The sequence below is a fragment of the Roseovarius maritimus genome, from assembly GCF_043355895.2.
Classification (GTDB): Bacteria; Pseudomonadota; Alphaproteobacteria; order Rhodobacterales; family Rhodobacteraceae; genus Roseovarius; species Roseovarius maritimus.
Window position 1 is genome coordinate 1 of record NZ_JBHFPF020000010.1, and the last position, 22438, is coordinate 22438.

Here is a 22438-nt window from a genome sequence, read left to right on the forward strand (position 1 = left end):
ATGCAATATTACGGCCCCCAGCCGCCAGAAGGCCATGGCAAGCATCACTATTACTTCTGGGTCTATGCCCTAAACACGACCGTTGAAGGCACCCCCACGCGGGAAGAGTTTTTGGACAAATACGCCGACAACATCATCGAGCAGAACCGCATCGTCGGCCTTTACGAAAACAAATAGGACTGCGTGGTCCCGACGGTCCACACCATGACCTGCCGGGACCGCACAGCTTAGGGAGATTACGTCAATGACCACAACCTCGACACAGCAAACCGTTTTCGAAGAGCTGGTGACAGCCACGAAAATCCTGGTTCACGAAGGCATTATGGATACCTTCGGCCATATCAGTGCGCGTGACCCGGAAGATCCAGACAGCTTTTTCCTAGCTCAGAAGCTGGCCCCCAGCCACATTACCACGGATGATATTCAGCGGTTCAACTTGGAAGGCGAGACCGAAGATAATCGCCCCTCCTATCTGGAACGCTATATTCACAGCGAAATCTACAAGGCGCGGCCGGATGTGAATTGCGTGCTGCATACCCATTCACCGGCGGTCCTGCCTTATTGCTTTACCGATCAAGCGCTGCGTCCCGTGACTCATATGGGGGCGTTTCTGGGTGAATCCGTTCCGGTTTATGAAATTCGTGACACGCAGGGTGATGCGACGGATCTTTTCGGTGGCGACAACACTGTTTGTGGGGAAATCGCCGCCAGCCTTGGAGATCACCCTGTGGTTCTCATGGCGCGCCATGGTGTCGTGAATGTCGGCAATTCTGTCCGCGAAGTGACGTTTCGTGCCTTTTATCTGGAACAGGAGGCCGCCGCCCTGACCGAGGGTCTGAAGATTGGGAATATCAAGTACCTTACGCCCGGCGAAGTAAAAACAGCCGGGAACCTTGTCGGCGCTCAGATCGACAGGGGGTGGGATCACTGGACCATGCGCCTGCGCGAGGCCGGGTTGATCACCTAACGTTACAGACACGCGGAAATCCCGGCCCTGCCGGGCTTTCCAATCCACTCGACTCGATCGCACCGAAGACGCCAGTTGAAAGAAGCAAAGCCATGTCGCACGCGAAAAACTACGATTACGTTATCGTCGGGGCCGGATCGGCCGGATGTGTGCTCGCTCATCGGCTGAGCGATGATCCCGATTGTTCCGTTCTGCTGCTGGAAGCGGGCGGTTGGGACCGTGATCCGATGATCCACATCCCATTGGGTTGGGGTAAAATCCTGACTGAGCGTCGCCATGACTGGATGTATTTCTGTGAACCCGAAGAAAACGTCGGCGGGCGCAGTGTGGAATGTGCGCGCGGCAAGGTGATCGGTGGGTCATCCTCGACCAATGCCATGGCCTATGTGCGTGGCAATAAAGGCGATTATGATCGCTGGGCCGAAAATGGGCTGACCGGTTGGTCCTTCGACGAAATTCTACCTTATTTCCTAAAACAGGAAACATGGGAAGGCGGGGCAAGCCAGCATCGGGGCGGTTCCGGCCCGCTGAGCACGCAGCACTGTCGCTATGAGGATCCGTTGATCGACGCCTTTGCCGAGGCCAGCGTTCAGGCGGGCTATCCCCAGACAGACGATTACAACGGTGCGCAGCAAGAGGGCTTTGGCCGCTTGCAAATGACCATATCCAAGGGGCGGCGCGCGTCCACGGCATCTGCCTATCTGCGACCGGCGTTGAAACGGCCCAACCTGACTGTGCTGACCGAGGCAATGGCAACCCGGATCGAAATGGACGGAAAACAGGCTACTGGCGTGACGATCAACCATCAAGGGGAGGAAAAAAAGATCAAGGCGAACCGCGAGGTTCTGTTGTCCGGCGGCGTTATCAACACGCCGCAATTGATGATGCTGTCCGGTATCGGCGCACCCGGCGAACTGGCACAGCAGGGAATAGAAACACGGGTTGCCCTGCCCTCTGTTGGAAAGAACCTGCAGGATCACGTGTCGGTCATCGTGATGTACAAACGGCGCGAGCCGGGACCGTTTCTCAAGAACATGCGCGCCGACCGGATCGGGCTGGATTTCATCAAGACCTACCTGACGGGGCAGGGTTTTTCGGCGGATGTTCCCGGCGGTGTCGTGGCCTTCCTGAAAAGCGACGAGGATCGGCCATTGCCTGATGTGCAGCTGTTGTTCACGGCGGCCCCGCTTGCGGCATGGCCGTATTTCAAACCCTTCAAGGCACCGTTTCAGGACGGGTTTGCCACGCGCATCGTGGCGACGCAGCCCCAAAGCCGCGGGTCGGTCAAACTGGCCTCGGCGGATCCCTTTGCGGCCCCGCTGATCCATCAGAATTTTCTGGATTCTGCGAAAGACTGGGATTCGCTGCGCGTCGGGTTCCGGGTGGCAAGGGACCTTGCGGCGCAGCCGTCGATGCAGCCTTTCATCGAGGCCGAATTCTTTCCGGGGGCAGATTGTCAAAGCGACGACCAGATTGACGAACATATTCGCAATACCTGCATCACGGTTCACCATCCCGCTGGCACCTGCCGGGCTGGGAATGACCCGGACGCGGTTGTCGACCCCGATCTGCGTGTGCGCGGTATTGACGGGCTGCGTGTGGTTGATGCGTCGGTCATGCCCGATCTGGTCTGCGGCAACATCAACGCCGCCGTCATTATGATCGCCGAGAAAGCAGCGGATCTTATCAAGACATCGAAAAAGCACGAGGTAGCGGCATGATTAAACGGATAGCCATCATCGGTCTGGGAACGATGGGGCCCGGCATGGCGGCCCGCCTTGCACGGGGCGGCATCGCGGTTGCGGCCTATGACATTGCGGCCGAGGCGCTGGAACGCGCGCAGACCATGATGGGGCAGGCGAACGTTGTTCTGGACGGGTTGGGCATTGAGGCTCCCGCCAGCGGTGCAGGGACGATCCGCTTTACCGATGATCTTGGCGATGCCGTGAAAGACGCGGATCTGGTGATCGAGAACATTCCCGAAAAGGAAGAGATCAAGGCCGAGGTCTATCGCCAGATCGACGGTTTGATCGGCCCTGCCACCATTGTTGCCTCGGACACATCCGGTATTCCGATCACCAAGTTGCAGGCGCATATATCGAACCCGTCGCGCATGGTCGGGATGCATTGGTCAAACCCGCCGCATATCATCCCGATGATCGAGGTCATCCGGGGCGAACAGACCGCCATTGAAACGGTCGAGACAATTCGCGATTTGATCCGCTCGATCGGGCTGTTGCCTGTGCTGCTGAAAAAGGACGTGCCGGGGTTCGTCGAAAACCGCGTGCTCTATGCGCTGCTTCGCGAGGTCGTGGATCTGGTCGAGCGCGATGTGATTGAGCCCGAAGATATCGACACCTGTGTGTCGTGGGGGATCGGGTACAAACTGGCCGTGGTCGGGCCTATGGCCCTGCTCGATATGGCGGGACTGGACATCTATCATTCGGTTTCGTCGTTCCTCAACGAAGACCTGTGCGACCGCAAGGATGTGTCCCCCCTGGTACGCGATCAGATCGCCGCCGGTAAGCTGGGGATCAAGTCGGGAGGCGGTATCTATCCCTACACACCCGAAAGCATCGCCGAGCTGCAACCCGAACGCGCGCGTAAACTGGTTGCGATCCGCCGTATCCTGGAAGGGCGGGGATAGACCATGACACTGGGGCAAACATTGGGTGCAAGCGCATGAACGATCATGCAATCATTCGGTTCGAGGCGCTGGTAGTCCAGCTTGTTGGTATCCTTCTGGGTATCAGTTTGATCGCTATGGTTGTGGTGAATGTCGTCAATGCCGTGGGCCGCTACAGCGGGTGGTATTCATTCGTGGGCGCAGATGAATTGCTGGTTTACGGCATGATCTGGATTGTCATGCTGGGGTCCATCCTGGCGGCGCGCAATCGCGACCATCTGTCAGTGAACCTGTTGCCAACGGTCGTGAAGGGCCGTTTGGCCGCTGCCCTGCAAGTCGTCATTGATGTGGTCACCGTGGCCGTAGCGGCCTTTATTGCCTGGCACAGCCTCAGCTTTATTGAGCGTATTGCGATGCTTAATCAGAAAAGCATGGGATTGGGTGTTCCGATGGTCATTCCGCATTCCGCGATTTTTGTCGGCTTTGCCGGTATCGCGGCGGTCACGGCATTTCTGACCGTGGTCGACATCATCCGCCTGACCCAATCCGAAAGGGGCCGCACATGACCTGGGTTTTGGGCATCAGCGTTGCGACACTGATCGCACTTGGCGCGCCGATTTTCGTGGCGCTGCTGGTTGCGGCGTCGCTGGCACTGTTGCTGTTCTCGGGTCCGCCGCTGATTGCGTTGCAACAGACGATCTTCGGTGGGCTGGATGCCTATGCGCTGCTGTCGGTTCCGTTCTTTGTCTTTGCGGGTGAGTTGATGGCGATCAGCGGCATCGCCGACAGGATGATCAATCTGGTGCGGGCGTTGTTCGGGCGAGTGCCCGGCTCGCTGGGGATCGCGGCCCTGGGTGGATCAACGTTGATCGGCACGATTTGCGGGTCTTCCGCCGCGGCGGTTTCGGCTGTGGGACGCAACATGTATCCGCAGCTTATCAAAGGCGGATACGGCAAGCAGCGCGCGGCGGGGATCATCACCTCAAGCGGTGCAATTGATATCGTTATTCCGCCCTCGATCGCGATGATCCTTTATGGCGCGTCGGCCGAGCAATCCATTGCAAAGCTGTTCATCGCGGGGATCATTCCGGGCCTTTTGATGGCGTTAATGATGGCGGGCTATATCGCGTTTTCGGCCCTGCGCACGCGTATCCCACGCGAAGAGAATTTTCGCGCACATGTCGCGTGGGTCGCGTTCAAAAACGCCTTTTGGGCGCTGACCATGCCGGCCTTTGTCATGGTGGGCATCTACGCCGGATTCTTTTCGCCGACTGAAGCCGGCGGTTTCGCCTGTGCCTATGCGGCCTTTCTGGGGATGGTCGTCTATCGCACCGTCACCTTTCAAAGTCTGATCGCGGCAGCGGTGAGTTCTGCGAAAATGACCGCGCGGATCATGATCGTCGTCGCAGCAGCGGGCGTGATCAGCTGGGTTCTGACCGTCGAAGGCATCCCGCAGGCGCTGATCGCGGCCACGGCGAATGCGGGCCTGTCACCGCTGGGCTTTTTGTTGACGGTCAACCTGCTGTTGCTGGCAATTGGCTGTGTTCTTGATCCGACATCTGCGATCCTTGTGCTTTCGCCGCTGTTGGTGCCTATCGCGATTTCGCTGGGAATTGATCCCATCCATTTCGGCGTGGTGATGACGGTCAACCTTGCCATCGGGATGTTCACGCCGCCCTTCGGTCTGAACATCTTTGTTGCCCAATCGGTTCTGGGACTGCGCACCACTGACATCTACCGTGGCGTATTGCCCTTCATGGTCGTTCAAATTGCGGCACTCGTCCTTATCACCCTCGTACCCGCGCTATCGTTGTGGATGTTGTCCGGCATGTCCTGACAACGCCTAAGCAAAAGGAGAATAAAACAATGACGGTACAATCCAACAGGTTCAAACTTACACGGCGCACTCTGGGCATTTCGCTTGCCCTGATGCTGCCTTTTGCAGGTTTTGCGCAGGCGCAAAGCACGATGAAACTGGCCTCGGCCACGATCAACGATGTTCAGCATGAATGGCAAAAGGAATTCCAGAAAGAGATGGAGGCCCGCGTTGGCGATCAGGTGACAATTGAGATTTACCCGGCCTCGCAACTGGGGGCGATCCCGCGCATGTCCGAAGGTGTCCTGCTGGGCACGATCGAAGGTTTCACGACACCCACCTCATTCGTGACCAATGTCGATCCGCGCTTTCAGGCGTTTGATGTGCCGGGGATGTTCCGGGACGCCGATGAGGTCGATGCCGTGATCCATGACGCAGAGTTTCGCGATTACATAGAAACGCTGTTCCTGAACAAAGGCGTGCGGATCATTGGCGCGATCTTCAACTCGCCCACACAAATGCTTAGCAGTGAACCTGTAACGACGCTGGATGGGTTCAAGGGGCTAAAGGTGCGCACCTTTGCATCGCCACTTCAGATGGAGCCGATGAAGGCACTTGGATCAAACCCGACCCCCTTGGCCCTGTCCGAAGTCACGCCACAGCTGCAGGCGGGCGGGATCGACGGGATGCTGGCCGGTATGCCGATCCTTTCGGCGTTCAAATTCTATGACACGGCAAAACATGTGACTGAATTCGATATGAATCAGATCGTATCGGTGACCTTGGTGAACGAGGCATGGTTCCAATCACAATCTGCCGAGGTGCAAACTGCCATTATCGAAGCAGGCCGGGCCGCCGAAGTGACGGTGTTCCCTTGGGGTGTTGCAAACGTAGAGCGGGCCAAGACAGCATGGCTGGAAAACGGTGGTGAAATCCACGCGCTTTCGGATGAACAACAGGCTGAAATTCACGCTGTCTTTGCCGAAGCCGCCGAGGTTGTCATCAGCGCGGATCCCGACGTCGCAGAAGTGCGTGACCGGATCATGTCCAAGCTGGAAAAGAAACGCGCTGAATGACCCGCTTAGCCTCCGATCGCATCGCAGTTGAAGTTTGCGCCATCGCTTTTTACGCAGGCAAAGCGCAATCTGGCCTCTGCCTTGCCGGTCGTCATAGGCAGGTCAAGGCGCGTGCGGGTGGTGTCCGTCGCGCACCAGATTGCTTCGATGGGCATCCGGTCATTGGTGGCGTTCATCAGGTTGAGAACCCCGGTTTCGCTATCGTGCCACAGGGTCAGCGTCAGTTGACCTTGGGGCATGATGCGGCCCAGATCATCGGAATACCAATGCGCAAGGGCCGCGCGGCATTCAATCGAAACACCGGTTTCATTCACGATGGAAACCTCAACCTGATCGGCGCCATCGGTGCCATGAATTATGCCTGAATAAGGCACATAAGTTCCGGTTTCGGCATGAGCCGGAAGCGAGAAGAGCCCGACAGACAGGGTAAATAAAAGTCTGCCAACCACTTTCGTCTTCGGGCGAAAACACCACAACAAAACAGGGAATAACATGATGAAAAACCTACTTATTTCTACCGCGCTGAGTGTGGCCCTTGGGGCCACGGCGGCACTTGCTGCCGAGGTCAATACCATAGCGATCCTGACACCGGAACAGGGGAGTGACTTTGGCTGGAACCAGCAGGGAGTGGACGCCGCAAAGGCCGCTGCCGAAGCGACCGGCGTGGAAATTATCGTTGCCGAAGGGTTGGGATACGGTGACGTGCGCGCGCCAATGCGTGAACTGGCCGCCGAAGGGGCCGACCTGATGATTGCCCACGCCAGCGGATACAATACCGCCGGCCCCGAAATTGCCGACGAAACCGGTGTTCCGGTGGCGATCGTCGATAGCCCCGAGGCGCTGAAAGAAGGGCTGGTCGCGGATTACACGCTGTCGGGTCACGAAGGGGCGTATTTGGCCGGTCGTCTGGCCGCCAAGATGTCAACCACGGGCACTGTCGGTATCGTCGTTTCCGGTGAGCCACCCTCGTGGAACTCGCAGTCGGCCGGTTTTGCCGAAGGCGTCAAGGCCGAGAATGCAGATGTAAAAATTCTCTATTCGGTGATTGGCCCCGCGGCCTATTCGGATGCGGCAGGCGGCAACCGCGTGACGACCTCGGTGATTGCGGCGGGTGCCGACATCATCTTTGGTCAGGGCAACGGGTCCAGCTTTGGCATGATCCAGGCGGTTGAATCGAACAAGGCGACTGATGGGTCGGACGTGATGTTCATCGACGTGATCGGCGACAAATCGGAACTGGACAGCGGGCATCTGCTAACTTCAGTCGTCTGGGACATGACCCCAGTTTACACGGCGATGGTCGAGGATCTGAAGGCCGACAAATTCGGCGGGCACGGCTATGCAATCAGCCTGGCGGACGACTCGGTCAAGCTGCTGAAAACCCCGCAGATCACGGACGATGCGGTCTGGGCCGAGATCATGGACTTGCGCGAGCAGATCATTGCAGGCGACATTACGGTTGAACCAAAGTTCGACGCCGAAGACGTCCGCGCCCTGGTCACAGTGGCCGAGTGAGTGCGTCAGTGACAAAGTCTATTGATACCCTGACAGACCTGCCGCCAAACGCGGCGGCAGGTCTCATTGGTGTGCATGGCGTCACCAAGCGTTTCCCCGGCGTCATTGCGGTCGACAACGTATCGCTAACGTTTCATCCCGGCGAGGTGCATGTCCTGCTGGGGGAAAACGGTGCGGGAAAATCCACGCTGGTGGGGATCCTGTCCGGGATACAGGAACCGGACGAAGGCTGTTTGTCACTGGGCGGAAAGAAAACAAGGTTGGCCAGCCCTTCGGCCAGTCTTGAGGCCGGAATCAGTACGGTGTTCCAGCATTCAATGATGGTGCCGACACTGACGGTATTGGAGAATCTGATTTTGGGCGCGCCGTGGTACGAGCGCCCACCCCGGGCCCGGATCGCGGCCCGGATGAAAGAACTGAAACGTGAATTCGGCCTTTCGCTGCCGTTGGATGCAATAACGGGTGATCTGTCTTTGGGCCAACAGCAACAGATCGAGATCGCCCGCGCGCTGTTGCGCGACAGCAAGGTGGTTATCCTTGACGAGGCGACCTCGATGCTGACGCCGCAAGGCGCGCAGGAATTGGGCGAGCGGATGCAGCATCTGGCCAAAAGCGGGTTGGCGGTGATCTTTATCACTCACAAGCTGTCCGAGGCTTATCGTTACGGCAACCGCATTTCGGTTCTGAAACAGGGCGCTTTTGCCGGTGAAATCGGCCCGGATGAATTACAATCCATTTCCGAAGACGCGGCTGTGGAAGAAATCGTGCGCCTGATGTTTGGGCGCGAAGCGGGCGCCACATCGACCGAACATCGCCAAAGCAGCGCACGCCACGAAACCCTTTTGGAGATTCAGAACCTTGCCACGCAAGGCGATGCCGATGTTCTGGGGATTGACGGTGTTTCACTGTCATTGCGTGCAGGTGAAATTCTGGGCGTAGCAGGGATCGACGGCAACGGCCAAAAGCAACTTGCCGAGGCGATGGCGGGTCAACGCCCTGTCACGTCTGGGCGCGTTGTTCTGGGCGGCGAAGACATCACGCAGGCTTCGGTGGCACAGCGTCGCCTGAAGGGGCTGCGGTATCTGACCGATGACCGTCTTGAGGAAGGCTCGGTTGCCGCGTTCCCCGTGTCCGAAAACTCGGTGCTCAAGGATATCGGGCAGCCACCGTTCTGGGTGAATGGCTTTGAGCGACCGAACCTTATCGCGCAACATGCGCGTGACCTGATCAAGAAATTCTCGGTACAGACGCCAAATGAAACAACGCCCATCGGTCGGCTTTCGGGCGGCAATATCCAAAAGGTTCTGCTGGGGCGCGAACTGTCGGGCGAAGCGCGGGTCGTGGTTTTCAACAAACCCACCTATGGGCTGGATCTGCAAAACATCGACACCTCGCGTCAGCGCATCGCAGAGATTGCCGAACGCGGATTGGGCGTATTGCTGATCTCGACCGACCTTGATGAACTGATGGCCCTATCAGACCGTATCGCGGTGATGGAAGGCGGGCGTATTCGCGGAATCGTACAAAACGACGGCAGCGGCGAAGCCCTGCGTTTGCGGATCGGGCGGATGATGGCCGGCGATGAAGAACAGGAACTGGCAACGGCATGAGTATAGAAAATGACGTGAACTCCGGATTGTTGGACGCAGGGGAGAAGACCGCAGATCGTGCTGGCGTGATTGCCGAGCGCAGCGCATTTCAACGAATACTGACCGTCACGGTCGGCCCGATCATCGCGGCCTTTGTGCTGTCGGCGGTTATTCTAGTGTTGGTCGGGGTGAGCCCGCTGACGTATTACGGCTATATCCTTGAACGGTCGCTGTTTTCCGAGCTGGGCCTGCAACAGACAGCAACCCGGATGGCGCCGCTTCTGTTTCTGTGTGCCAGCCTGATCATCGCCTTTCGGGCGGGCATCTGGAACCTTGGAACGGATGGGCAATTCCTGTTGGGGGCGGTTTTTTCCGCCGCCACGTCCCCACTTTTGTTGGGCGTTTTGCCCGGGTGGGCGGTTTTGCTGGTTGGCTTCCTTCTGGCCGCCGTTGTCGGCGCGATCTGGGCGATCATTCCGGCACTGCTCAAAGCGTATCAAGGCGTGAACGAAATCGTGACGACCTTGATGATGTCGTTTTTAGGCGTGCTATTGGCATCGACCTTGGTCAAGCTGCTGTTCAGGGATCCATCGACCACCGTCCCGCAAACCCAGACCTTGCCGGTGGATGACCGTCTGCCCCGACTGTTTGATACGTCGATTTCCAGCGGATTGGTCTGGGGATTGATCGCGGTGCTAGCGGTGCATCTGATGATGACGCGCACGGCCTTTGGCTTGCGCCTGCGTATGGTGGGGGCCAATCCCGCCGCAGCGACCCATGCCGGGCTGTCGGTGCCGTTGCTGACCATGGCAACCTTCACGCTGTCGGCCGGGTTTGCCGGGCTGTCCGGGGCCACCGAGGTTCTTGGGGTGACGGGCAATGTCAGTGCCAATTGGAACCCGGCCTATGGGTTGATGGTGATCCCGCTTGTCTTTCTGGCGCGGTTTCATGGGGTTGGTTCTATTGTGCTCGTCTTCTTCTACTCGGCCTTGATGATCGGCAGTGAAAGCGCCGCCCGCCGTCTGGGAGTGCCGCAGGATTTCACGCTTGTGCTGGTCGCCTGCCTGCTGATCTGTCTGGGGCTGGGCGAATATATTGATCACCGCAAACGCAAGAAGGAGCGCTGAGATGGGTGGACTACTGACCGAGGCGTTTCTGTCGTCCCTGCTGACCGGCGCCATCGTCGCCGCTATCCCCGTGCTGTTGGCCGGTCTGGGCGAACAGATGTCGGAAAAGGCCGGTGTGCTGAACATTGGCATTGAGGGCATGATGCTGATGGGGGCCTATATGGGCTTTCTGGTTGCGTTTGAAACCAACTCTCTCTGGATGGGATTTCTTGGCGGGATAATGGGCGGCGTTTTGACGGCCGCCGTGATGGCGGTGCTGTGTGTCCGGCTGGGCCTGAATCAGATCGTGATCGGTATCGGCCTGACCCTTGGTGTCGAGGGGTTGACGGCGCTGCTGCACCATTTCCAGTTTTCCCGCACCTATCCGCGCCTGCCCGCGCCCGAGCGGGTGAATATCCCGTGGCTGACGGATTTACCGATCATTGGGCCCTCGTTGTTTGGGCGGCATCTGCTGGTTTATCTTGCGCTTTTGGCGGTGGTTGGGCTGGCGCTGCTGTATCGGCGCACCAATCTGGGCATGACCCTGCGCGCCGCGGGCGAACGTCCTGCGGCGCTTGATGTCGCGGGCGGCAATGTGTTGGGCATCCGTGTTTTCGTTGTGCTGTTCACCGGCGCCATGGCCGGGCTTGGCGGGGCGTACCTGGCCAATATCGGGGCCGGGCTGTTCATCCCGTTCATGACGGGCGGGGCCGGTTTCATCGGGATCGTTCTGGCCATGCTCGCGCGGGGCCGTCCGCTGTGGGTTTTGATTGGTTCGCTTATTTTTGGCGCGGCTCTGTCGTTGACCACGGCGTTGCAGGTGGCGGGATCGAACATACCGACCGACGTGATCCAGATGCTGCCCTTCGCGGCGGTGATGCTAGTGCTGGTGCTATATGGCCGACGGGCGAAACTGCCCGCAGCCTTGGGTGCCGCTTATGAACGTGGCGCCCGCTGAGGGCATCAATAAATTGCCATTCCGCCAACCGGGGAGGGGAGGCGGGTAACAACAAGGAGAAGTGACATGGCCGATACCAAAGTCTTTTTGCTGGACGGGGGGTCGCTGGTGCTGGACGGGTTCCATATCTGGTGGAACAAGGGCCCCGGCGGCGAGGTCCGTTTTCCGGTGTACTCGGTGCTTGTCGATCATCCACAGGGCAAGTTTTTGATTGATACCGGCTATGATTTCGACCACGTTCAAAAGGTGCTGCCGTTCGAGAAGCCGCAGCAAACCGAACAGCAAACCATTCCCGGTGCGCTGAAACTGTTGGGATTGGAACCCAAGGACATTGATGTCCTGTTCAACTCGCATTTTCATTTCGATCATGTGGGCGGGAACAAGTTTTTCCCTGACACCAAGAAGATCTGCCACAAGGACGAGCTGCCTCAGGCGGCCAAATGTCAGCCGTTCGAGGTGCTTGGGTATTCCGACGTAGCATTCTCCAAAGACGTGGCCGAAGCGCGCGGCATGAGCGATCAACTGGACGCAGGCCAAACCGGCGCAAACACCAAGTTTGAATTGATCGAAGGGGACGTGCAACTGGCCCCGGGTGTGACGCTGATCTACACGCCGGGTCATACGGTTGGGCATTATTCGCTATTAGTGGAATTCGACAACCGCCGCCCGCTGCTGTTGACGCTGGATGCGGCCTATACGCGCAAGAATTATGACAATGACATCAACGCCGGATTCCACATTGATCCCGTTGCGGGTGTCAATTCGATGCGCCGCCTGAAGCAGGTCGAAAAGGAAACAAACGCCGAAGTTCTGTTCAGCCACGATCCCGAGAGCTTCAAGGACTATAAAACCGGCGTTAATTTCTACGGTTGAGGAGGCTATGATGAAATACCCAGAAACAACTCCGCCCGTGTTCACCCTGACGGCGGGCCCGGTTGATGCCTATCCCGAAGTGTTGCGGGCCTTAGGCACGACAGTGCTGTATGATTACGACCCTGCCTTTCAGGCGTTCTATGAATCTGTTGTGCTAAAGGCGCAAAAGGCATTGAACAGCGAGAGCCCGCCGATGATCCTGCAAGGCGAACCGGTTCTGGCGCTCGAGGGAGCGGCGGCCTCGCTGATTGCCAAGGATGACGTGGTTCTGAACCTTGCGTCTGGCGTTTACGGCAAGGGCTTTGGCTATTGGGCGGCGCGCTATGCCAAAAGCGTCGAGGAGATCGAGGTGCCCTATAACACCGCGATTGACCCCGAAACAGTGCGCGCCTTCTTGAAAGACCACCCCGAGGTCAAAGTGGTCTGCATCTGCCATCACGATACCCCGTCGGGGACGATCAATGACATCAACACCATCGGTGCCATCGTGGCCGAAGCGGGCGCATTGATGATTGTGGACGCCGTGTCGTCATGGGCCGGGATGCCTACCGATCCTACGGCCTGTCAGGCTGGCGTTTATGTGACGGGGCCGAACAAGTGCCTTGGATGCCCACCGGCGCTGTCTCTGGTCGCGGTATCGGATGCGGCCTGGGCCAAGATCGAAGCCAACCCCGACGCGCCGTTCGCGTCGATATTGAGCTTTACGGATTGGAAAAACGCCTGGAAAAAGACCGAGCCATTCCCCTTTACCCCCTCCGTGGCCGAAATCAACGGTTTGAACGCGGGGCTGGATCGTTACCTTGGCGAAGGTGCCGTAGCGGTCTGGAAACGTCATGCGCTGACGGCAAAGGTGTGTCGTGAGGGGTGCAAGGCGATGGGCGTGACCCTGTGGGCGGAACCCGAAGAAATCGCCTCACCAACCACAACATCTGTGCGGATGCCCGATGGTCTGGATGCAGGCCCCGTCCTGGCCGAAGCACGGGCGCGCTATGGCGTGACCATGTCGGCCGGGCGCAATGAAACCTTGGGCAAGCTGATCCGCATCGGCCACATGGGCCCAACCGCACAGCCAGCCTATGCGCTGGCTGCGGTAGCGGCGTTGGGCGGGGCATTGAAGGCTCTCGGCGCGAAGGTGGATGTGGCGGCGGGTCTGGCCGCTGCGCAGGAGTGCTGGGACGCAGCAATTGACGAATAGGGCCGGGAACGGCGAACAGGAAAGGAAACTGGGATGAGTAAAAATCTTGAAGGCCGCACGGCGGTCGTAACTGGCGGTGCTCAGGGAATAGGCAAAGCGATTGCCGAAGCCTTGGCAGATGCAGGGGCAACCGTAGTCATTTCCGACATCAACGGCGAAGGCGCAAAAGCGGCTGCTGCTTATATTGGTCGCGGTGCCACGGGCGTGACCTGCGATTCCACCGATGCCGCACAGGTCGAGGCAATGCTGGAAGGGGCCGCCGTTGACGGGGCGATCGACATTTTGGTCAACAACGCCTCGATCGTGCCGTTCATTGCGTGGGATGATGTTGATCTGGCCCATTGGGAAAAGATCATCACCACCAACCTGACCAGCGTGTTCATTGCCAGCCGCAAGGCAACCGATATGATGCGCGCCGCGGATCGCAAGGGAACGATCCTGAACATCGCTTCGAACTCGTTTTACGCAGGCACGCCGAATATGGCGGCCTATGTGTCGGCAAAAGGCGGAGTCATCGGTTTCACCCGCGCGCTGGCGACGGAAGTGGGCAAATTTGGTATTCGCGTCAACGCTGTTACGCCGGGCCTGACCGAATCCGACGGCGTGAAAGCCAGCCCGCATGCCGAAGCCTTTGGATTTGTCGAGATGTTGCAAGCCATGCCGGGCAAGGGCCAACCTGCGGATATCGCCAAGGTGGCCGCATTTCTTGTGTCGGACGATGCCAGTTGGATGACCGGCCAATGTGTCAACGTAGATGCGGGGATGATCCGGCTTTAACAGCCACATTTAAAACCGGCCCAAACCATTCAACGGACAAGCGCGTTAGTGAAGGCATGACGGTTACACTTGCAAATAGTGTTAGTGGGCAGCACGCTAATTGCTGCCCATTTTATATGACGACGGACACGCCAGCTTTCCAGAAATTCTCTCATTAATGTCTTCCAGATTAAAAAGCCTCCAGTCGCCTCCCTCTAGAAATTTGACGATTGAGCTCATCCTCTGTGACCTGCCCCCCGAAACTTCCCTCACCTTGACGTAGAGCTTGCTCAACCTTTCGAAGGAGCATACAGATGCGAAAGAGCCGTTTTAGCGAAGCCCAGATTATCGGGATGATGCAAAGAGCAAGAAGCCGGGATGCCGACTGCTGAGGTGTGCCATAAGCACGGTCTCAGCCAGAGCACGTTCTACAAGTTCAAATCCAGGTATGGCGGCATGGAAGTGTAGGACGCGGCGAAGCTGCGCGCCGTCACGGACGAGAGCGCCAAGCTTAAACGCCTGCTGGCTGATGCGATGCTGGACAACGTGGTGCTGAAGGATTTGCTGCGAAAGAACTGACAACGCCGATTGAGCGGCGAGAGGCAGTGCTACGGGCGATGCGGGATCATAGTATCTCGCAACGCCGGGCCTGCCGTCTTGTCGGTGTTGATCCCAAAACCGTCCGGCGTGAACGCCCGCCCGACAATCCAGAAATCCGCGAGGAGATGAAAGCTGTCGCGCACAAACGCCGCCGGTTTGGCTATCGGCGGATTGGTGTGATGCTTGAGCGCAAAGGCATGATCATGAATCACAAGAAGCTGTATCGCCTCTATACGAACGAAACACTGGGTGTGCGCCGACGACGGGGCCGGAAACGGGCACGTGGATCGCGGACACCGATGCCTGAAGCATCGAAGCCTGGTGAGCGTTGGTCTTTGGACTTCCTGTCCGACACCTTCGGCGCATCTCGCAAGTTCCGCATTCTGGCCGTGAATGATGATTTTTGCCGCGAAAACCACTGCCTGATGGTCCTCGATAGTTCCGAGGCTGCCAAAGGGATAGTGCGGTTGATTTATGTGCACAACCGTAGAGATGGAAAGCCTAGTCGCAGCCTAGCTCGTCAGTGTCTCTCAACTCACGCAATAGCTGGATTTCTTCATCTCGCCGCTCTTCATTGCTCATAGCGGCTTGTTCGAGATCGAATATGCGCTGCATCAGACTCGAGAATGTCGCGCTCGACACCAGAACAAAATCTTTTTTTCCCGGTCGCTCGATATGAAGCGGCATACCTTCCAAGTCATCTTCGAGCATGTCGATGCATTGATGCAAAATCGTGATCGTGCTCTTGTCTGGCATATCAATCTCCTCGGATTTGGACGGCGTTCATACAGATACGCCGCCCAGAATGCGAGGAGATTACCGTTCGGCCTGTCGCTGACGCGCCCCACGCTTCCGACGCTCGATGCCGGCCTGTCTCTCTGCTCGGTCGCGCTCGCCATTTGCCAGCTCTCGACCCCGTTCCATAGCCCATGCTACGGGCTTGCAGATGCCGTTATTCTTCATCTCATTGGCTAAATTCATGGCTCGACTTGAGGTTTTTCCTGCAAGTTTTGCGCGATCATGGCCCGACATCACGCCGCCCCTCATGTCGTTACGGGATACGATTTTCCATGCGTTCTCGAAGTCGATTGATTTCTTGTAAGACTCATCTGCCACCTCCGGATCCGGCGCCCCCTCAAGGCCTTCTGCTGCTGAATGTCCGGCGAAAAGACGTATGTTGCTCGTCAATGCTCGCGTCCAGAAGACATCGCGATCTTGCTCAGAGAACCCATTCCTGCGCGAGGTATTCATCAGATCTTTGCGGGCTTCGTGGTATATCTCGGCACCGAAAACTGATGCAAATGTCGCGCCCGGAAGTTTTGCGGCGGCCTGAAATGCCAAGTCTTCTAATCGACGTCGAATACCTCTTCGCCGTATTCGATATTCTCATTGTCTGGAAAAAGTTGATTGATGTCTGTGAAGTCTGTCATGTTGTTCTCCTTGTTTCACGTGGCGGGTGGTGGAGATTTCTTGTTGTTGCGTTGCATCCTCATTGCGGGGATACAGAAGAGATAGAGACAGGTGCGCGGATACAAAGCGCTTGGAGCGATTTTCTTAAAAGATCTTGTAAGCGCCTGGAAGACAGAGAGACTCTATGCTGCGGTGTCTTTGGTTCCGGTGGCTTCCATCGCCTCAATGAGGGCGTGGCCGATGGCTTTCCCGAGAAGAGGCGGCACCGCATTCCCAACCTGGACATACTGCTCGGTCTTTGAGCCAGCGAACACAAAGCTGTCAGGGAAGGATTGAAGGCGAGCGGCTTCGCGCACCGATATTGCACGATCCTGCTCAGGATGGATATAGGCGCCCCAATGGATATCACACTTCGTCAAGATCGTGCATGCCTGTCCACCCCAGGTCATGCGCCCGTATCGCTTGGTGTGGTCCGAGCGCTTTGCTCGCTTCATTCCAGCAGGAAGAAGGTCGAATGGGATATCGCGCCAACTCCCGCCCGCTGGAATGTGCTCCAGGCGATCAACGTTCACTTTCCCGAGGCGCGGGGCTGCGTGGCATGTGACTTCTGTCAGGTTGCCTCGGAGCAGCTTTTGGAAGCCTGATGCCGCTTCCGTTGCATGTGGCACAACGCCACGATCCTCGCCATTTTCAAGGACCGGGAGATCGGAAATCGCGTCTTGGATGGTCACGTAAGGCAATAGGCCTGGACCGTGCGTCGGCGCAGGGTGCTTGATCGGCGCGCCGGTCCTGTTGCCAATAAAGACCACGCGGCGGCGCTCTTGTGGGACCCCGAATTGCTCTGCCTTCAAAACCTCGAACTTAACGTCATATCCGAGCGCACCGAGTTCTGTCTGGATCGCGTGCACAGCTTCGCCGCCACCAATCGAGAAGATACCCGCGACATTCTCCATGACGATCCACTCGGGCTGGAGTGCCTCAACGATACGGAGGTATTCCCGGAAGAGTGTTGCGCGCTCATCGTGCATTCCGCGCTGGTGATTGTAGACCGAGTATGCCTGACAGGGAGGGCCACCAACGAGGACGGTAAGATCCCCCTTCTTCAGGCCAGATGCCTTCAGTAGATCACCGGTATCGAGATCCTGGATGCGACCAGGCAAAAACTTTGCCATGGGATGGGTGTCGGAGAACGTCTTCCCTGCGGCCTCAAACAAGTCGTTGCCAGCCAGGACGGTAAAGCCAGCCATCTCGAGACCGGCAGACAGTCCGCCCGCGCCACAGAAGAGATCTATCGCAGTCCTGCGCTTGCCCATGTTTGCCCCGAGTCTTGCTTTGTTCTCATTGCCGATACCAGATATCGCAGATTCCGGCAATTCAATATCGACATGCGCTCACGGGCCGGCGTCCATTTTGTCCTGGATAGAGCCCTCGAAGTTACCCATGGCGACGGGGATGCCGCCGGTCAACCCTTCGATAGAGTGCTCCAACGTTGTAAGGCGGCGATCAATAACTTGCAGCTCGAATGGCGCACCAGGAGCCGCTTGGATGAAATCTACAAGATACCAAACGATATCGCAGTTGGACACATCCGGGACCTCGCGCATTCTACCCATCGACTCGAAGAAGGCCACGTCTACCACAACGGCCATTTTCTTTCCCCAACGACGCAGGGTCGGAACCTTGATCTGCAGCTGAGGCATTAGCCGCTTCGGACCGCTAGATCGATAGTCGGGTCGGCGCCCATCGTTCGGCATGGCCAGCCGGCCACCGTTGTTGGCAATCGCGGTCAGTTCCTTTCCCATCTCCTTGCCAGAGAAGTAGACCGCCTGGATCTCGACAGCAGCCCACTTCATCGGATGGCCTGTCGGAGTGTTCTTGGCAGCGAGAACCATATCTATGTTGCCGACGCTTTGCCCAGGATCGCTGTCTAAATTGCCAGTAGACTCTAGGAAGCCCACTTCACCGACCTGAAACGGGTTCGGGTCGCCCAGGAGATCCTGACCGATATGTTGAGCGACGATGTTTTTCTCTTGGTATCGCACCGGACACATGCCGCGGATGTAGGCCCGCTTGCCAGTGACCGGCTGGATGCCGCCGCCGACCTTCTCCTGGTAAAGACGCATCGAGCACACGCCCCCTGGCTTGTTGCAAAATGGAAACGGGGTGTCGGTCCTGAACGGACATGGCATCTGTGTGGCTTTAAGTGCAGTGAGGCGCGCCTCGAGATCCGCCAGTCTCTTGTGTTCAGTCGCGGTCAGCGGGCCCAGCTTCGATTTCGATTTGAGATCAACGATGCGCTTCATCTCGGACTTGTTCAGCATCCTGCCGGATGCTTTGAATTTTCCCAGTCGAAGCCGGTCAGCGTCTGACAAATCGAGAAACGACAGGCCATACCATTCCGCGATATGGAACACTTCTTTATCTTTGGTCTTCGTCTTAGCCATTCGGCACGCCCTCGAATCCTTGCTTTATGAACAATTATCAAGGGTCATGACACTATGGAAAGAAAAAGACCCCCAGCTCTCGCCAGGGGCCTTGATGCTCGTTCTGATCGGCCAACAAGAGTTGGTTAGCGGCAACCGATCAGATCAAGGCTTCGAGCACAGCCCTGCAACAAACAGCCGCCTACCTCTCAAAAAGGAACGTCATCCTCGACCTGGCCGCTGGAGCCGGAGGATTGCTGGCCGCCGGTGGAGCCGCTGGATTTCCCATCCAGCATCGTCAGCTCAGATCGGAACGGCCGCAAAACCACTTCGGTGGAATACCGATCCGCACCGGATTGGTCCTGCCACTTGCGGGTTTCCAGCTGGCCTTCGACATAGACCTTGGAGCCCTTTTTCAGGTAGTCCTTGGCGACGTTGACCAGGCCGGGGTTGAAGATGGCGACGCGGTGCCATTCGGTGCGCTCGCGGCGCTCGCCGGTGCTTTTGTCTTTCCAGGTTTCCGAGGTGGCGATCGACAGGTTGACGACTTCGCCGCCATTGTCGAACGACTTGACTTCCGGGTACTGGCCCAGATTGCCGATAATGACTTTGTTGATTGATCCTGCCATTTCAATTTCCTTTCTTGACTGATGATACGCTTACTTTCGGCGGGAACCCTTTCTTGACAGCATCCATGGCGCCTAGCTTTTTGATAGGGAGAGGTTCGGAGAGGGGCGGTGATGCCCTTCTCTGAGCGCAGTCAGGGGGTCCGGGGGTGGAGTGCAGAACGACGCACCACCGGCCTGGTGATGGGGGTTCAGGGGGAGAAAGGGCGGCGCACCATCTCCCCTGATCATGGGGGATCAAAGGGGGAGATCGAAGTCTCCACTTTTGCGGGTCCAGGGCTGGCCCTGGCGAACGGCTTATTGAACAGAGCCGCGCAGCGGCGATAGTGCAAGAAGCTTAGTGAGTAGAAATCCTGCGCTCAAAAGGAGCGGCATGCGCAGCAGGGCTCCACCTCCCTTCAAAGGGAGAAAAGCAATGACGCGGAAGCACCCCATCGTATTCGGAATGCGCGCTATTTGGCCAGGCCAGCTCGCGCGCGTCGAATTGCACCAAACGCGCACCGGTGGAGACCTGTCGCACATCTCGCCCGAGCGCACGCACCTGAACCAGTTCTTGATCGGGAATGAGGACTGGCGGAAGTTAGTCGCAGAAAACCTGAGGTGCGCGTCTGAACTCAATTTCCGGCACTCATATCATGCGCGTCGATGGGTCAGGAAGCGCAAGGGTGAGGCCGCAGAGATCAAGCGGAAAGGCCCGCAGGATCCGTGGAAATCGGGTCGTTCCGAGGGACCAATCCGCGAGGGCATTCTCACCGCCAAGAAAGAATTTTTTGAGGGAGACATGCCGGGCTTTCCGTGCCCTGAAAAGGTCAAGTCTTTCCGGCGTGCGGCTCTCAGGTTTCTGGGAGACAGCTTCGGAGCAACGTGTGTGGCGGCGTGGGAAGATCAGGACGAAGAGGCGTATCATATTCATTTTATCGTGGTGCCGATCGTCGAAACAGAGAGCAAGAATTCGGGAAAGCAAAGGATGCTTGTTCCGTCCGCTATCCCAGTCATAAAATCGTATGAGCATGGGCACGATGTCGCTGCCGAATACTTCAAGGGCGTCGGCTTGGTGCGCGGCGAGAAGAGAGCCGAGAGACGGCGCCAGGCACTCGAAAACGAGCAAGAGAGCGAACTGCCGGCCGATAATATTCCCTGCCATATCTGGCGCGCGGATGAAGCGGTAAGGCTCGATGAAAAGCGACAGGAGGCGATATCAGAGCGCGCCGATACTGACCGCAGAAAGCGTGAAGCAGAGGCGGTCGAGAAGCGCGCGAGCGAAGCTGAGCAGCAATTGGTTTTGGAGACTGTGAGGGCGCGTAAAGCGGACGAAGAACGCGCCGCGCGGATCAAGAAAGAGGATGAGGCCAGGGCTGAGAAAGACAGAAAGCTTTCAAAGCGTGAGGCCGATGTCGAGAAGAAAGCCAGCATGCTGGTTCGGACTCTTCGTGAGTTTTCTGCGCTCGGAGAGCAAGTCAAATCTGCGGCTCGAAAAGTTGGCCTTGTCGATCATCCTATCGTGCAGACTGCCAGCCGCGCCGTCGCTCGCATCAAAGAAATGGTCGGTGAGTTGGGCGGCTCGGATCGCTGATACCCTACGCGCGATAGTTTGTAGGGTGAGGTGCCCCCCGAAAACTGGACACTGACGTAAGCTTTGAATTGTTGTCTGCTGATCTTCACTAAGAAGGAGATTGAAGATGTCGAAACGAAAGCAACATGCCCCTGAGTTCAAGGCGAAGGTGGCGCTTGAGGCGCTGAAAGGCGAGGCGACCGTGTCGGAGCTGGCGAGCCGGTTCGGTGTGCATCCGACGATGATCAACCAATGGAAACGGGCGCTGCTGGATGGCGCGTCCGGTGTTTTCGAACGCGGTAGCCGCAAGGCACCCGTCATCGATGAAGACCAGGTCAGGGACTTGCATGCCAAGATCGGAGAGCTGGCGGTGGCCAACTCTTTTTTGGAAAGAAAGCTCAAGCCCTGGGGCGGGAAGTGAGGCGTGCCATGATCGAACGCGATCATCCGGAACTGTCGATCGGCCAACAGTGTGCGCTTCTGTCGATACCGCGGTCATCGTTCTACTACACGCCGCAGGGCGAGACCGAGCAGAACCTCTCGCTGATGCGGCTGATCGACGTGCAGTTCTTGGAGACGCCCTTCTTCGGTGTGCGTCAGATGACGTGGCACCTGCGCAACGAGGGCCATGCGGTGAACGAGAAGCGCGTCCGTCGGCTCATGCGCCTGATGGGATTGATGCCGATCTATCAGAAACCCAACACCAGCAAGCCGGGACGCGGACACAAGACCTATCCCTACCTGCTGCGCGGTTTGCGGGTGGAGAGGCCAAACCAGGTCTGGTGCGTAGACATTACCTATTTGCCGATGCGCCGCGGCTTTCTCTATCTGGTGGCGATCATGGACTGGCGGACCCGAATGGTTCTGTCGTGGCGGATATCGAACACGCTGGACGCGGACTTCTGCGTCGACGCGCTGAACGAGGCGATCTACCGGTTCGGGCCGCCGGACATCATGAACAGCGACCAAGGATCTCAGTTTACATCCTTCGTCTGGACAGATCGTCTGCGCCGGTCAGGCATCCGCATCTCGATGGACGGCAAGGGCCGCTACCTGGACAACATCTTCATCGAGCGCCTGTGGCGCACCCTGAAATACGAGTGCGTCTACCTGCATGCCTGGGAGACCGGATCGCAGGCACGCGCGGGTGTCCGGCAATGGATGGAGTTCTACAATCACCGCCGCCCGCACAAAGCCCTTGGCGGCCAATCACCGGCAGTGATCTACTCGCTGCAAATCGAAGCAACGCAACCCGATCAGCAAGAGCAGATCAGAGCTTAAAAAGCGCCAGATCCTGTCCAACGAATGGGGAGCACCTCAGGGTAGCGACCGGAAAAGGTGCCGGGGACT

22 protein-coding genes and 1 pseudogene are annotated in these 22438 nt (G+C 57.7%); 17 read left to right on the top strand and 6 right to left on the bottom strand.

Annotated features, from left to right (window positions below; all coding sequences use genetic code 11):
• The 7 genes from ACEWPM_RS15565 (at position 1) to ACEWPM_RS15595 (ending at position 6485) form a co-directional block, all read left to right on the top strand.
• On the top strand, positions 1–177 hold the full coding sequence (locus tag ACEWPM_RS15565) for a hypothetical protein (RefSeq protein ID WP_420768030.1): 177 nt from the start codon (positions 1–3) through the stop codon (positions 175–177).
• A gap of 67 nt (positions 178–244) precedes the next feature.
• Entirely contained in the window at positions 245–967 is a 723-nt protein-coding gene (locus ACEWPM_RS15570; RefSeq protein ID WP_393963078.1) for a class II aldolase/adducin family protein, read from the top strand.
• Positions 968–1059: 92 nt separating this feature from the next.
• Entirely contained in the window at positions 1060–2688 is a 1629-nt protein-coding gene (locus ACEWPM_RS15575; protein WP_393963079.1) for a GMC family oxidoreductase, read from the top strand.
• Positions 2685–3614 carry a 5-formyl-3-hydroxy-2-methylpyridine 4-carboxylate 5-dehydrogenase gene (fhmpcd1, locus tag ACEWPM_RS15580; RefSeq protein WP_393963080.1) on the top strand — a complete coding sequence of 310 codons (930 nt, stop codon included), beginning with the start codon at positions 2685–2687 and terminating at the stop codon, positions 3612–3614. Before ACEWPM_RS15575 ends, fhmpcd1 begins: the two co-directional genes overlap by 4 nt.
• 35 nt (positions 3615–3649) lie before the next feature.
• Positions 3650–4159 (top strand): TRAP transporter small permease, encoded by a 510-nt coding sequence (locus ACEWPM_RS15585; protein ID WP_393963081.1) that lies wholly within the window; start codon positions 3650–3652, stop codon positions 4157–4159.
• Positions 4156–5430, top strand: a complete 1275-nt coding sequence (locus ACEWPM_RS15590) for a TRAP transporter large permease (RefSeq protein ID WP_393963082.1) — start codon at positions 4156–4158, stop codon at positions 5428–5430. Before ACEWPM_RS15585 ends, ACEWPM_RS15590 begins: the two co-directional genes overlap by 4 nt.
• Before the next feature lie 29 nt (positions 5431–5459).
• A complete protein-coding gene (locus tag ACEWPM_RS15595; protein WP_393963083.1) occupies positions 5460–6485 on the top strand; it encodes a TRAP transporter substrate-binding protein in 1026 nt (341 codons plus the stop codon).
• Between the two features lie 5 nt (positions 6486–6490).
• Here the strand turns inward: ACEWPM_RS15595 and ACEWPM_RS15600 are convergent, their stop codons facing one another.
• Positions 6491–6934, bottom strand: a complete 444-nt coding sequence (locus ACEWPM_RS15600; RefSeq protein ID WP_393963084.1) for a hypothetical protein — start codon at positions 6932–6934, stop codon at positions 6491–6493.
• A 46-nt stretch (positions 6935–6980) separates the two neighbouring features.
• Between ACEWPM_RS15600 and ACEWPM_RS15605 the strand changes: the two genes are divergently transcribed.
• From ACEWPM_RS15605 to ACEWPM_RS15640, 8 genes and pseudogenes are all read left to right on the top strand, one after another.
• The gene (locus ACEWPM_RS15605) at positions 6981–8000 is read left to right on the top strand and encodes a putative B6 ABC transporter substrate-binding protein (protein ID WP_393963085.1); all 1020 of its coding nucleotides are present in this window, start codon (positions 6981–6983) and stop codon (positions 7998–8000) included.
• A gap of 8 nt (positions 8001–8008) precedes the next feature.
• Positions 8009–9610 (top strand): putative B6 ABC transporter ATP-binding protein, encoded by a 1602-nt coding sequence (locus tag ACEWPM_RS15610; RefSeq protein WP_393963086.1) that lies wholly within the window; start codon positions 8009–8011, stop codon positions 9608–9610.
• Complete coding sequence (locus ACEWPM_RS15615; RefSeq protein ID WP_393963087.1) at positions 9607–10716, top strand: putative B6 ABC transporter permease subunit 2; 1110 nt, start codon at positions 9607–9609, stop codon at positions 10714–10716. Before ACEWPM_RS15610 ends, ACEWPM_RS15615 begins: the two co-directional genes overlap by 4 nt.
• A gap of 1 nt (position 10717) precedes the next feature.
• The gene (locus tag ACEWPM_RS15620; protein WP_393963088.1) at positions 10718–11653 is read left to right on the top strand and encodes a putative B6 ABC transporter permease subunit 1; all 936 of its coding nucleotides are present in this window, start codon (positions 10718–10720) and stop codon (positions 11651–11653) included.
• Between the two features lie 66 nt (positions 11654–11719).
• On the top strand, positions 11720–12526 hold the full coding sequence (gene pldA / locus ACEWPM_RS15625) for a 4-pyridoxolactonase (RefSeq protein ID WP_393963089.1): 807 nt from the start codon (positions 11720–11722) through the stop codon (positions 12524–12526).
• A gap of 10 nt (positions 12527–12536) precedes the next feature.
• Positions 12537–13721, top strand: coding sequence for a pyridoxamine--pyruvate transaminase (ppaT, locus tag ACEWPM_RS15630; RefSeq protein ID WP_393963090.1), 1185 nt, complete (start codon positions 12537–12539; stop codon positions 13719–13721).
• Between the two features lie 33 nt (positions 13722–13754).
• Positions 13755–14498: a pyridoxal 4-dehydrogenase, SDR-type gene (pldH, locus tag ACEWPM_RS15635; RefSeq protein WP_393963091.1), complete on the top strand. Its 744-nt coding sequence runs from the start codon at positions 13755–13757 to the stop codon at positions 14496–14498.
• A gap of 293 nt (positions 14499–14791) precedes the next feature.
• Positions 14792–15515, top strand: a pseudogene (locus ACEWPM_RS15640) (transposase); the annotation flags it as partial.
• Between the two features lie 63 nt (positions 15516–15578).
• Here ACEWPM_RS15640 and ACEWPM_RS15645 read toward each other — a convergent pair.
• The 5 genes from ACEWPM_RS15645 to ssb all read right to left on the bottom strand — a co-directional run bounded on the left by ACEWPM_RS15645 (position 15579) and on the right by ssb (position 19539).
• Positions 15579–15833, bottom strand: coding sequence for a hypothetical protein (locus ACEWPM_RS15645; RefSeq protein WP_393963189.1), 255 nt, complete (start codon positions 15831–15833; stop codon positions 15579–15581).
• 60 nt (positions 15834–15893) lie between these two features.
• Positions 15894–16418, bottom strand: a complete 525-nt coding sequence (locus tag ACEWPM_RS15650) for a hypothetical protein (RefSeq protein WP_393963092.1) — start codon at positions 16416–16418, stop codon at positions 15894–15896.
• A 251-nt stretch (positions 16419–16669) separates the two neighbouring features.
• Positions 16670–17800 (bottom strand): DNA cytosine methyltransferase, encoded by a 1131-nt coding sequence (locus ACEWPM_RS15655; RefSeq protein ID WP_393963183.1) that lies wholly within the window; start codon positions 17798–17800, stop codon positions 16670–16672.
• Between the two features lie 78 nt (positions 17801–17878).
• Positions 17879–18931: a NotI family restriction endonuclease gene (locus ACEWPM_RS15660; RefSeq protein WP_393963093.1), complete on the bottom strand. Its 1053-nt coding sequence runs from the start codon at positions 18929–18931 to the stop codon at positions 17879–17881.
• Positions 18932–19119: 188 nt separating this feature from the next.
• The gene (gene ssb / locus ACEWPM_RS15665; protein WP_393963094.1) at positions 19120–19539 is read right to left on the bottom strand and encodes a single-stranded DNA-binding protein; all 420 of its coding nucleotides are present in this window, start codon (positions 19537–19539) and stop codon (positions 19120–19122) included.
• Between the two features lie 412 nt (positions 19540–19951).
• On the opposite strand from ssb, the gene ACEWPM_RS15670 reads away from it, so the two are divergent.
• Both ACEWPM_RS15670 and ACEWPM_RS15675 read left to right on the top strand, forming a co-directional pair.
• Positions 19952–21109, top strand: a complete 1158-nt coding sequence (locus tag ACEWPM_RS15670) for a plasmid recombination protein (protein WP_393963095.1) — start codon at positions 19952–19954, stop codon at positions 21107–21109.
• 106 nt (positions 21110–21215) lie between these two features.
• Positions 21216–22369 (top strand): IS3 family transposase gene (locus ACEWPM_RS15675; protein ID WP_393963096.1). Its coding sequence is split into 2 segments (ribosomal slippage): positions 21216–21468 and positions 21468–22369, totalling 1155 coding nucleotides; the frame shifts between segments, so codons are not numbered across the junction.
• The last annotated feature ends 69 nt before the right edge of the window (positions 22370–22438 follow it).